Raw genomic sequence first — 12,094 nt, forward strand, 5'->3', positions numbered from 1 at the left:
ATGGTGAGACGCGCCGCGCTCATCCGATCGGCTGCTTCAGGTCGTAGACGAGCTGGCCGCCGATGGACACCGGAGCGAAGTTCTGCTCCACCCAGGCCGAGATCGCCGAACCGGGTCCGCCCCGGCCGCCCGGCCCCGACCTGCCGTCCTGTGCGCCGGACGATCCCGCCGCACCCTCCTGCGCGGTGGTGCCCGGCGCGGCCGCGGTGCCCCCGGGGAGGTCGACGCGCCCCCCGCCGCCGAAGCCGCCACCGGCCAGGAAGTAACGAACCTCACCCGCGGCCACGTGGGCCTGGAACTGCTCCAGCGTGGGTGCGGGATCCGAACCGGTGAACCCGCCGATGCTCATCACGGTGGTCCCGCTGGCCAGGGCGAGCCCGCCGCCCTGCTGGGCGCCGACGGTCGCGGCCGCCCAGCGGGTGCCCGCGCCCCGCAGCGCGGCGACCAGCTCGGCGTCGGCCGTCACCGCGCCGCCGGGACCGCCACCGGCGCCCGGGAAGCCCGGCCCGCCGTCCGGCCCGGCCCCGCGTGCGTCCTGGCCGTCCGCGGTCGGTGCGCCGGCCGGCATGGCGCCGCCGTCGCCCCCCGCACCCCCGCGGCCCCCGCTGACCGCGGGCCCGGCGCTGGGCGTCGAGCCGGTGTGCGCGGTCCCGGCGGTGTCCAGCGCGTACGCCACGGGGGCGGCGATCCCGCTCAGGACCGCGACCAGGGCGGCCAGCGCGGCGATCCGGCGGGTGGCCGCCCCCGGCACCAGCACCGCGACGACGGCGACCACGGCCAGTGCCACCACCGCCCAGCGCAGCCAGGGCAGGAAGTCCGGGGAGCGCCCGAGCAGCACCCAGGCCCACGCGGCGGTCCCGGCCACGACCACGGCCAGCGCGGCCCGTGCCGCCCACGACGCGCGGTGGCGCCACAGCTCGCGCCCGCCGATCGCGACCAGCGCCGCGATCGGCGGGGCCAGCGCCACGGTGTAGTACTCGTGGAAGGTCCCCTGCGCGAAGCTGAACACCAGTGCGGTCACCACCGTCCAGCCGCCCCACAGCAGCAGCGACGCCCTGGTCGGGTCGGTGCGCGGGGCCCGCCGGGTGAGCCACAGCCCGGCCACCAGCAGCGCCAGCGCCGCGGGCAGCAGCCAGGAGACCTGGCCGCCCGCGGTGTCGTTGAACATCCGGCCGATCCCGGGCGTGCCGCCGAAGCCGCCGCCCCCGCCGGGCCCGCCGATCGCGGTCAGCTCGCCCGCGGGGGCGCCGGTCGGGGTCGGGAGGTCGGTCGGGTGAGCGCCGCCGCCGTTGCCGTCGCCGCCGAAGATGCGGCCCAGGCCGTTGTAGCCCAGCGCCAGCTCCAGCAGGCTGTTGTCCTCCGACCCGCCGATGTAGGGCCGGCTCTGCGCAGGCCACAGCTCGACGAGCGCGACGTACCAGCCCGCCGACACCACGACCGCCACGGCCGCCCCGAGCAACTGGCGGACCCGCCGCCACAGCCCGGTCGGCGCGCACACGAGGTAGGCCGACACGAACGCGGGCAGCACCAGGAACGCCTGGGCCATCTTGGTCAGGAAGGCGAACCCGATCAGCACCCCGGCCAGCAGCAGCCAGCGCGTGCCGGCCCGCTCGATCGCGCGCACCGTCGCGTAGGCGGCCGCGACCATCAGCAGCACGAGCAGCGCGTCGGGGTTGTTGAACCGGAACATCAGCACCGCGACCGGGGTCAGCGCGAGCACCGCGCCGGCCAGCAGCCCGGCGACCGGCCCGGAGACCCGGCGCACGGCGGCGTGGATCAGCGCGACCGAGCCGAGGCCCATCAGCGCCTGGGGCACCAGCATGCTCCACGGGGAGAAGCCGAAGATCCGCGCGGAGAGCGCCATGACCCACAGCGAGGCGGGCGGCTTGTCCACGGTGATGGCGTTGCCGGCGTCCAGCGACCCGAAGAGGAACGCCTTCCAGCTCTGCGTCATCGACTGCACGGCGGCCGCGTAGTAGCTGTTCGCGAAGCCGGAGGCGCCCAGGTCCCACAGGTAGAGCACGGCGGTGCCGACGAGCAGTGCCGCCAGCGCGACCAGCTCGCCGCGCGACCGCGTCGGCGCGGGTGGGACCGGTGCGGCGGTGCCGGCGGACGGGGCGAGGGTGGCGGTCATGCCGCGGTCTCCTGGGGGCTCGGGGTGGGGGTGGTCGCCGCGCGGCGAGCGCGGAAGATCCAGGAGCGGAAGGCGACGAACCGCAGCACGGTGGCCAGCGCGTTCGCCGCGACCAGCACGAGCAGCTCGACGCCCTGGCCCGCGACGGGCAGCCACGCGCCCAGCAGGGCGAGCGCGCCGCTGGTCAGGGCCAGGCCCAGGGCGAACACGAGCAGCCCCTGGAACTGGTGGGTGGTGGCGCGGTCGCGCCCGCGCACGCCGAAGGTGAGCCGCCGGTTGGCCGCGGTGTTGGCCACCGCCGTCACCACGAGCGCCGCCAGGTTCGCCGCGAACGGGCCGAGGCCCCCGCGCAGCAGGACGTAGAGCAGCAGATGGGCCAGCGTGCTCAGGACGCCGATTGCGGCGAAGCGCAGCAGCTGGCCCGGCAGCCCGCGGGGCACGCCCGCGACCTCGGCGTCCGGGCGGCTGAGCGCGCCGCGCCCGAGCTGGCCGCGCAGCTCCTGCAGCGGCAGGTCGCCGCGGCCCAGCGCGCGGCCCAGCCGGACGATGCCCTTGAGGTCGGCCACCGCGGTGGCGAGGATGTCGACCCGGCTGTCCGGGTCGTCCACCCAGTCCACCGGGACCTCGTGGATGCGCAGGCCACCGCGCTCGGCCAGCACCAGCAGCTCGGTGTCGAAGAACCAGCCGGTGTCCCGCACCAGCGGCAGCAGCCGGTGGGCGACGTCGGCGCGGATCGCCTTGAACCCGCACTGGGCATCGGTGAAGCGGGCCGCGAGCGTGCCGCGCAGCAGCAGGTTGTAGGCCCGGGAGATGACCTCCCGCTTGGCCCCCCGCACGACCCGCGACCCGCGCCCGAGCCGGGTGCCGACGGCCAGGTCGGAGTGCCCGGACACGAGCGGCGCGACCAGCGGCAGCAGGGCCGCCAGGTCGGTGGACAGGTCGACGTCGCAGTAGGCCAGCACGGCGGCGTCCGACGCCGACCAGGCGGCGCGCAGCGCCCGTCCGCGGCCCTTCTCCTCCAGCCGCAGCACGGTGACCGCGGGCAGCTCCGCGGCCAGCCGCGCGGCGATCCGCGGCGTGGCGTCGGTGCTGGCGTTGTCGGCCACGGTGATGCGGAACGGGTAGGGGAAGCGCTCGGCGAGGTGGGCGTGCAGCCGGCGCACCGACGGCTCGAGGTCGTTCTCCTCGTCGTGGACGGGGACGACGATGTCGAGCACCGGTGCCGGTCGGTCGGGGGCCCGGCGCGGGGGCGCCGCAGCGCGGTCGACGGTCATGGCGCCCACGTTCGCGGGGCGCGCTGTCGGCGCCTTGTGGTCCACCTGTGGGCGAGCTGTGGGTTCGGCCGTGCCGGCAGCAGCACGCCGCCCGCGGCGCGCACGCTGTGGACCGCCGGTGCCCTACCTGTGCGCGGGCTGTGCGCCCGCCTCGACGGGGAGGGCGTGCGGGAGGCCGACGGCGAACGTGGTGCGGCCGGGCCGGCTGGTGACCTCGACCGTCCCGCCGTGGGCGGTCACCACGGCCTGCACGATCGCCAGGCCCAGCCCGGTGCTGCCGTGCTCGCGGGAGCGCGAGCTCGACCCCCGGGCGAACCGCTCGAAGACGCGCGGCAGCAGGTCGGGCGGGATGCCGGGGCCGTCGTCGTCGACGGTCAGGACGACGCCTGCGGGGTCGGCCTCCAGCGAGGCGGTGACGGTGGTGCCCGCCGGGGTGTGGGTGCGGGCGTTGGCCAGCAGGTTGGTGAGCACCTGGGTGAGGCGGGAGGCGTCGCCGGTGACCGTGACCGGTCGCTCGGGCAGGCGCAGCCGCCAGCGGTGGTCGGGTCCGACGGCGTGCGCGTCGCTGACCGCGTCGACCACCAGCCGGGTCAGGTCGACCTCGGCGCGCTCCAGCGGGCGCCCGGCGTCCAGCCGGGCCAGCAGCAGCATGTCCTCGACCAGCGCGGTCATCCGCTCGGCCTGCGAGGAGATCCGCACCAGCGAGTGCTCGGTCCGCGGGGCCAGCTCGTCGCGGCGGGTCAGCTCGGCGTAGCCGCGGATGGCGGCCAGCGGGGTGCGCAGCTCGTGGCTGGCGTCGGCGAGGAAGCGGCGCAGCCGGGTCTCGCTGTCCTGGCGGGCCGCCAGCGCCGAGCCGACGTGGTCGAGCATCCCGTTCAGCGCGGTGCCGACCTGGCCGACCTCGGTACGCGGGTCGGCGTCGGGCACCCGCTCGGCCAGCTCGACCTCGCCGCGGTCCAGGCGCAGGGCGCTGACCCGCGCCGCGGTGGTGGCCACCCGCTCCAGCGGGCGCAGCTCGCGGCGGACGAGGAAGACCCCGGCCACGCCCGCCCCGAGCAGCGCCACCGCGGCCACCACCAGCTCGATGACCACGACCTGGTCGACCGTCTCCTGCAGCCGCTGCTGCGACAGCCCGCTCACCCGGACCGCGCCGGCCGGGTCCCGCACGGCCATCAGCCGGTAGCCGCCCAGCGACCCGAGATCGGCGCTGACCGGCGGTCCGCCGACCGGGACGGCGACCAGGTCGGGCAGCTCCTCGACCGGGACCGCGCGCTCCTGCCCACCTCGCGCGTACACGCTCGCGGCGACGACGCGACCGTCGACGATCGTGGCGTCCAGGGTGTCCTGCGGCGTCGGGCCGCGGCCCGGGGCGTCGTCGAGCAGCGGTGGGGGCAGCCCGGGCAGCGGCGGCGCGCCCGGGGGCGCCGTGGTGACCTGGGTGAAGAACCGGTTCGCCGCGCGCAGATCGTCGTCGAGGCGGGAGACCAGGAACTGGCGCAGCGCCAGCGTGGTCGCCACGGCCATCAGCGCGGACGCCACGGCGAGCAGCAGCAGCATCGTGGCCACCAGTCGCGTGCGCAGCGTCCGGGTGCGCACTAGCCGGCCGCGGGCTTGAGCACGTACCCCGCGCCGCGCACGGTGTGGATCATCGGGGAGTGGCCGGCGTCGATCTTCTTGCGCAGGTAGGAGACGTAGAGCTCGACGACGTTGGACTGGCCGCCGAAGTCGTAGTTCCACACCTGGTCGAGGATCTTCGCCTTGGACAGCACGATCCGCGGGTTGCGCATCAGGTAGCGCAGCAGCTCGAACTCGGTGGCGGTGAGCTCGACGAGCCGGTCGGCGCGACGCACCTCGCGGCTGTCCTCGTCGAGCACCAGGTCGCCCACGACCAGCTCGGAGCCCTGCCGGGCGGCGGTCATCCCGGAGCGGCGCAGCAGCCCGCGCAGCCGGGCGACCAGCTCCTCCAGGCTGAACGGCTTGGTCACGTAATCGTCGCCGCCGACGGTCAGCCCCGCGACGCGGTCCTCGACCGAGTCGCGCGCGGTGAGGAACAGCACGGGCACGTCCGGGGCCTGCGCGCGCATCCGGCGCAGCACCTCCAGGCCGTCGAAGTCGGGGAGCATGACGTCGAGCACGACGGCGTCGGGCCGGAACGCGCGGAACTCCCGCACCGCCGACGACCCGTCGGCGGCGGTGCGCACGTCCCAACCCTCGTACCGCAGGGCCATCGAGAGCAGGTCCGACAGCGGGGCCTCGTCGTCGACCACCAGCACCCGCACCGGGCTGCCGTCGACGCGACGCAGCGGCGCCGCCTGCTCCCTCATCGTGGCCATGGTACGGATCATCGGACCAGCGCCTGTGCTCCCGATGGGCCGAACCTGTGCATCCGCTGTGCGTGCCCGCCGGCCGGACGCGGCAGCTCAGCGGGCGCGCCAGTAGCCGGTGGCGTAGACGCGGCGGCGGTCGAGGCCGCGCTCGTCGAGCAGGTGCTTGCGCAGGTCCTTCACGCACGCCGCCTCCCCGGAGAGCCAGGCCTGACCGGCGCCGGCGGGGAACTCCGCGGCGCGCACCGCGTCGGCCAGCGGCACACCGGCCGGGCGGTCGCCGCGGTGCACCCAGACCAGCGTGGCCGAACCGGGCAGCTCCTGCTCCTCGCCGGCGTCGGCCACCTCCAGCAACGCCAGCGCGGGCACCCCGGAGGGCAGCGCCTCCAGCACCGTGGCCACCGCGGGCAGGGCGGTCTCGTCGCCGATCACGACGTGGAAGTCGGCGGCCGGGTCGGGCTCGTAGCGCCCGCCCGGCTCGGACACCGCCACCCAGCTGCCGGGCCGGGCGTCCCGGGCCCACGCCGCGGCCGGCCCGTGGCCCTCGTGCAGCACGAAGTCGACGTCCAGCTCGCCGGCGCCGGGGTCGTAGCGGCGCACGGTGTAGGTGCGGATCGCCGGCCGGGCCTCGCCCGCCGGCCAGACCGGCCCGCCGGACGCGGCCCGCGGCACGGCCGGGCGCTCCTGGCCGGGCGCCGGGAAGAACATCTTGATGCGGCGGTCGGGGCCCTCGCCGCCGAAGCCGGCCAGCTCCTCGCCGCCGAGGGTCACCCGGATCATCCGCGGGGTGACCCGCTCGCTGCGCTGCACCTGCAGCAGCCGTGGTGCGGTGGTACTCATCGCCGGCCATTGTGCGGGGTCGGCGATCGCCCCGGGACGCCGCCGTCGCCGCAGGCGGCCAGCCCGGTCCACACCATGTCCATCAGGCAGTCGGTGGCCTGGGCGGCGCTGACCGTGCGCACGCTCGCCCGCCAGAGCGCCAACCGCTCGCACCCGCCCGCTATGACCTGCGCCCACCCGGCGAGCCGGTAGGGGTCGGCGCGCGGGGCGCGCTCGGCGAGCAGCGCGGCCACGAAGTCGGTCTGCTGGGCGCGGACGGCGTCGAGCGCGCCCGGGTCGGAGCGCAGCAGCCGCCAGGTGGCCTCGTTGCGCTCGACGTGGTTGAAGAAGGCCAGCACGCTGAGCCGCAGCATGCCCTCCGGGGAGCCGGCCAGCCCGGCGGCCGACGAGGTGGCCTCCAGCAGCTCGGTCTTCGCCCGCTCCACGCAGGCCCGGAACAGCCCGTCCGTGGAGCCGAAGTGCTCGTCGAGCAGCCGCTCGGCCAGGCCCGCGCGCTCGGCCACCGCTCCCATCGTCGACGCCGAGAGGCCCCGCTCGGTGAACACCGCGACGGCGGCGTCCAGGACGTGCCGCTCCCGCGCCTCCCGACCGGCGCGACGCCGGCCCCCGGCTTGCACACCCGGACCGTACCTGATCACCGACCGCCGCCCGGCGGCCCTCTCGACCAGGTCAGACGGCGGTACCGGGCGTCGATAGGGTGGCCCGGTGCCGGATGTGTACTCGATCGCGCTGACCACCCGATTCCGGGGGATCGCCGTCCGGGAGGGCCTACTGCTGGAGGGCGCGGCGGGCTGGGGCGAGTTCTGCCCGTTCACCGAGTACGACGACGCCGTCAGCGAGCCGTGGCTGGCCGCCGCGCTGGAGGCGGCCGAGCAGGGCTGGCCGGAGCCGGTGCGCGACCGGGTCCCCGTCAACTGCATCGTCCCGGCGGTCGACCCGGAGCGGGCCAAGCGGCTGACCGTCGAGTCGGGGTGCAGCACGGCGAAGGTCAAGGTGGCCGACGAGCCCGGCTCGCTGCCGGCCGACGTCGAGCGGGTGGCCGCGGTCCGCGACGCGCTGGGCCCGCGCGGGGCCGTGCGGGTCGACGCCAACGGCGCATGGGACGTCGAGCAGGCGGTGACGGCGATCCGCGCGCTGGACGCTGCGGCGGGCGGCCTGCAGTACGTCGAACAGCCCTGCGCCTCGCTCGAGGAGATGGCCGCGGTGCGCAAGCGGGTGAACGTGCTGATCGCGGCGGACGAGTCGATCCGCCGCGCCGAGGACCCGATGCGCGTGGCGGTGGCCGGGGCCGCCGACATCGCCGTGCTCAAGTGCGCCCCACTGGGCGGGGTGCGCCGGGCGCTGGCCGTCGCCGAGGCCTGCGGCCTGCCGTGCGTGGTGTCCTCCGCCCTGCAGACCAGCGTCGGCCTGGCCGGGGAGCTGGCGCTGGCCGGAGCGCTGCCGGAGCTGCCCTACGCCTGCGGGCTGGGCACCGGGGCCCTGCTCTCGGCCGACGTCGTCGAGCTGCCGCTGGTGCCGACGGTGGGCTGGCTGCCGGTGCCGCGGCGGGCGCCCGAGCCGCTCCTGCGCGGTGAGGTGGCCGCCGACGCGGAGCGCACGCGGTGGTGGCTCGACCGCCTCGACCGGGTCCGCGCCCGGCTCTGACCTCCCCGTTCGGTCCGCCCGCACCCCGTCGCGACCCGCGGGCGTCCCCGGGGCCCGATAGGTTGCGGGCGTGGCGGTGGTGGTGGTCGGCGCGGGGATCGCGGGCGTGGCCTGCGCGCGCGTGCTCGTCGAGGCAGGCGTCGCGGTGCGGGTGCTCGACCGGGCCCGAGCGGTCGGCGGCCGGATGGCCAGCACGCGCCTGCACGGGCGGCCGGTCGACCTGGGCGCGGCGTACTTCACCGTCCGCGACCCCGAGTTCGCGCAGGTCGTGGCCGCGTGGCGGACCGCGGGGCTGGCCCGGCCGTGGTCGGACGAGCTCACCGTGCTGGGCGGTCCCGGCCGGCGCCCGGCGCCCGGGCCGATGCGCTGGGCCGCGCCCGGCGGGCTGCGCAGCCTGGTCGCCGACCTCGCCGAGGGCCTCGACGTCGAGCTCGACCACCCGGTCGCCGCGGTCGGGCCCGGCCCCACCGTCGACGGCGAGCCCGCCGACGCCGTCGTGCTGGCCATGCCCGACCCGCAGGCCCTGCGCCTGGTCGCGGCCGACTCCCCGGCCGGGCACGAGCTCGTCGGGCGGCGGTGGCGGCCGGTGATCGCGGTGGCCGCCGGGTGGGAGCGCAGGCAGTGGGCGCCGCTGCGGGCCGGGTTCGTCAACGACCACCCCGTGCTCACCATCGTCGCCGACGACGGCGACCGCCGCGGCGACGGCGCCCCGGTGCTCGTGGTCCACACCACGGCCGCGGTCGCCCGGGCCTACGACGCCCAGCCCGAGCGGGCCGTCGGGCCGGCCGTCGCGGCCGTCCGCGAGCTGCTGGACCTGCCCGAGCCGCCGGCGTGGACGCACGCCCACCGCTGGCGGCTGGCCTCCCCGGCCGCCGACCGCGACCGCATGTTCCACCTGGGCGCGGACGGCGTCGGGCTGGCCGGGGACGGCTGGGGCAGCGCGCGCGTCGAGACGGCGTGGTGCTCGGGCACGGGCCTGGGTCGGGCGGTGGTCGCGGGGCTGCGCTCCGGTTAGCGTCTGCGACCATGACCGCCGCCGCTCACGGCAGCCCCACGGCCGACCTGCTGGCCGCGTTCGCCGCCGACCTCCCGCCCGACCGCGTCCTCACCGACCCCGCCGTGATGGCCTCCTACGCGCACGACGAGGCCGAGTGGGCGGAGCACGGCGCGCCGGCGGTCGTCGTGCGGCCGCAGAGCACGGCCGAGGTCGCCGCGGTGGTGACGGCGTGCGCCCGACTCGGCGTCCCGGTCGTCACCCGCGGCGCCGGCACCGGGCTGTCGGGCGGGGCCAACGCCGTCGAGGACTGCGTGGTGCTGTCCACCGAGCGCATGCGGGAGATCGTCGAGATCAACTCCGCGGAGCGGCTGGCCGTCGTGCAGCCCGGGGTGGTCAACGACGAGCTGCGCGCGGCCGTCGCCGAGCACGGCCTGTGGTACCCGCCCGACCCGGCCAGCGCCCCCTGGTCGACGATCGGCGGCAACGTGGCCACCAACGCCGGCGGGCTGTGCTGCGTCAAGTACGGCGTCACCCGTGACTACGTGCTCGCCCTCGAGGTCGTCACGGCGAGCGGCGAGGTGGTGCGGGTCGGGCGGCGCACCGCCAAGGGCGTGGCCGGTTACGACGTGGTCGGGCTGATGGTCGGCTCGGAGGGCACGCTCGGGGTGGTCACCGAGGTCACCGTGCGGCTGCGCCCGCTGCGCACCACGGCCCCGCGCACCGTCGTCGGGTTCTTCGACACGCTGGCCGCCGCGGGCGACGCCGTCTCCCGGGTCACCGCGCGCGGGCTGCAGCCCGCGGCGTTCGAGCTGATCGACCGCGTCTGCCTGCAGGCGGTCAACGCCTGGAAGCACGCCGGGCTGCCCGAGGACGCCGCCGCGCTGCTGCTGGCCCAGACCGACCTGCCCGAGCCGGCGGCGCTGGCGGAGGCCGAGGCGATCCTGGAGGAGTTCGACGCGGCGGGCGCGCGCGACGCCGTGCTGTCCACCGACCCGGTCGAGGCCGAGGCGCTGTTCGACGCCCGCCGGCTGGCCTACCCGGCGCTGGAGCAGCGCGGCGAGGCGATGCTCACCGAGGACGTCTGCCTCCCGCGCGGGCTGCTGGCCGAGATGCTCACCCGGATCGAGCGGATCGCCGCCGAGCACGACGTCGTCATCGCCACGGTCGCGCACGCGGGCGACGGCAACCTGCACCCGCTGATGCTGACCCCGCACGGCGACGAGGCCGCCAAGGCGCGCACCCGGGCCGCCTTCGACGCGATCATCGACGCCGCGCTCGACCTCGGCGGCACGGTGACCGGGGAGCACGGCGTCGGCCTGCTCAAGCGCGACGGGATGCGCCGCGAGCTGGGACCGGGCGTGCTGGCGATGCAGCGCGCGATCAAGGCCGCGCTCGACCCGCAGGACATCCTCAACCCCGGCAAGGTGCTGGGATGACCCCCACCGACCCGACCACCCCGCTGCTGCCCGCCCTGCTCGACCCGCCGGCGCGCGTGGCCCTGCGGTTCGGGGCCACCGACCCCGTCGAGCTCGACTACCGCGCGCTGGCCGGCGCCGCGGGCGCCGTCGCCGCCGCGGTGGCCGGGCGCACCCGGGTGGCGGTGCAGGCCACCCCCGGCATCCACACCGCGGTCGCGGTCGTCGGGGCGCTGCTGGCCGGGGTGCCGGTCGTGCCGGTGAACCCGAAGCTGGGCACCCGCGAGCTCGGGCACGTGGTGGCCGACTCGGCGCCCGAGCTGGTGCTCGCCGCACCCGGCACCGCGCTGCCCGACGCGCTCGCCGCGGTGCCGCGCGTCGACGTCGACCTGGCCGCCCGAGGTCCCGTGCCCGACACCGAGCCGCCGCTGAGGGCGCCCGCGCTGGTCGTCTACACCTCGGGCACGACCGGGCCGCCGAAGGGCGCGCAGCTGTCCCGGCTGGCCGTGGCCTCCAACCTGGACGCGCTGGCCGAGGCCTGGCAGTGGACCGCGGACGACCTGCTCGCGCACGCCCTGCCGCTGTTCCACGTGCACGGGCTGGTGCTGGGGGTGCTCGGGCCGCTGCGCCGCGGCGGCACCCTGCACCACATCGGCGCACTCGACGCCGCCGTGCTGGCCGCCGCCGCCCCGACGATGGTCTTCGGGGTCCCCACGCAGTACCACCGCCTCGCCGGGCAGCTGGAGGCCGACGCCGGGTCGGCGACCGCGCTCGGGCGGGCCCGGCTGCTGGTGTCCGGCTCGGCCGCGCTGACCGCGGTCGACCACGCCCGGCTGCGCGAGGCGACCGGGCTGACCGTGCGCGAGCGCTACGGGCTCACCGAGACCCTGATCCTGACCGCCGCCACCGCGGCCGACGAGCCCGAGCCCGGCGCGGTGGGCCGCCCGGTCACCGGCACCGAGGTCCGGCTGGTGCCGCTGCCCGGGGACCAGACCGACGGCCTGGGCGCCGTGCAGGTGCGCGGCCCCTCGCTGTTCGACGGCTACCTCAACCGCCCCGACGCCACCGCCGCCGCGCACACCGACGACGGCTGGTTCGACACCGGCGACATCGGCCGCTGGACCGAGCACGGCTCGCTCGCCCTGGTCGGGCGCAGCGCCACCGACCTGATCAAGTCGGGTGGCTACAAGATCGGCGCGGGGGAGATCGAGAACGCGCTGCTGGAGCACCCCGGGGTGGCCGAGGCGGCCGTGGTCGGCGTGGCCGACGACGACCTGGGCGAGCGGGTGGTGGCCTTCGTGGTCGCCGCCGGGGAGCCGCCGTCCGAGCGCGAGCTGGCCGACCACGTCGCCGGCCTGCTCGCCCCGCACAAGCGGCCCCGCGAGGTGCGGTTCACCGACGCGCTGCCGCGCAACGACATGGGCAAGGTCGTCAAGGGGCGCCTTCCGGTGAACTGAGCCACCGGC

Annotated in this window: 10 protein-coding genes; 4 read left to right on the forward strand and 6 right to left on the reverse strand. The window is 77.1% G+C overall.

The features are described 5' to 3' along the window. Positions 1-19 precede the first annotated feature (19 nt). The 6 genes from KDL28_RS20695 to KDL28_RS20720 form a co-directional block, all read right to left on the reverse strand. Positions 20-2,134 (reverse strand): ArnT family glycosyltransferase, encoded by a 2,115-nt coding sequence (locus KDL28_RS20695; protein ID WP_252441094.1) that lies wholly within the window; start codon positions 2,132-2,134, stop codon positions 20-22. After that, on the reverse strand, positions 2,131-3,408 hold the full coding sequence (locus KDL28_RS20700; protein ID WP_252441095.1) for a bifunctional glycosyltransferase family 2/GtrA family protein: 1,278 nt from the start codon (positions 3,406-3,408) through the stop codon (positions 2,131-2,133). The genes KDL28_RS20695 and KDL28_RS20700 overlap by 4 nt, the downstream gene beginning before the upstream one ends. A 123-nt stretch (positions 3,409-3,531) precedes the next feature. After that, a complete protein-coding gene (locus KDL28_RS20705; protein WP_252441127.1) occupies positions 3,532-4,965 on the reverse strand; it encodes a sensor histidine kinase in 1,434 nt (477 codons plus the stop codon). Positions 4,966-5,003: 38 nt separating this feature from the next. Further along, entirely contained in the window at positions 5,004-5,732 is a 729-nt protein-coding gene (locus tag KDL28_RS20710) for a response regulator transcription factor (protein ID WP_372497031.1), read from the reverse strand. Between the two features lie 96 nt (positions 5,733-5,828). Then, positions 5,829-6,572, reverse strand: coding sequence for a siderophore-interacting protein (locus KDL28_RS20715; protein WP_252441097.1), 744 nt, complete (start codon positions 6,570-6,572; stop codon positions 5,829-5,831). Continuing rightward, the gene (locus tag KDL28_RS20720) at positions 6,569-7,189 is read right to left on the reverse strand and encodes a TetR/AcrR family transcriptional regulator (RefSeq protein ID WP_252441098.1); all 621 of its coding nucleotides are present in this window, start codon (positions 7,187-7,189) and stop codon (positions 6,569-6,571) included. Before KDL28_RS20720 ends, KDL28_RS20715 begins: the two co-directional genes overlap by 4 nt. An 88-nt stretch (positions 7,190-7,277) precedes the next feature. On the opposite strand from KDL28_RS20720, the gene KDL28_RS20725 reads away from it, so the two are divergent. From KDL28_RS20725 to KDL28_RS20740, 4 genes are all read left to right on the forward strand, one after another. Further along, a complete protein-coding gene (locus tag KDL28_RS20725; protein WP_252441099.1) occupies positions 7,278-8,216 on the forward strand; it encodes an o-succinylbenzoate synthase in 939 nt (312 codons plus the stop codon). Positions 8,217-8,286: 70 nt separating this feature from the next. Further along, positions 8,287-9,231, forward strand: a complete 945-nt coding sequence (locus tag KDL28_RS20730) for an NAD(P)/FAD-dependent oxidoreductase (RefSeq protein WP_252441100.1) — start codon at positions 8,287-8,289, stop codon at positions 9,229-9,231. An 11-nt stretch (positions 9,232-9,242) separates the two neighbouring features. Next, on the forward strand, positions 9,243-10,649 hold the full coding sequence (locus KDL28_RS20735; RefSeq protein WP_252441101.1) for an FAD-binding oxidoreductase: 1,407 nt from the start codon (positions 9,243-9,245) through the stop codon (positions 10,647-10,649). Continuing rightward, complete coding sequence (locus KDL28_RS20740) at positions 10,646-12,085, forward strand: AMP-binding protein (RefSeq protein WP_252441102.1); 1,440 nt, start codon at positions 10,646-10,648, stop codon at positions 12,083-12,085. Before KDL28_RS20735 ends, KDL28_RS20740 begins: the two co-directional genes overlap by 4 nt. The last annotated feature ends 9 nt before the right edge of the window (positions 12,086-12,094 follow it).

The organism is Pseudonocardia humida, from assembly GCF_023898865.1.
In the GTDB taxonomy this organism is placed as follows: domain Bacteria; phylum Actinomycetota; class Actinomycetes; order Mycobacteriales; family Pseudonocardiaceae; genus Pseudonocardia; species Pseudonocardia humida.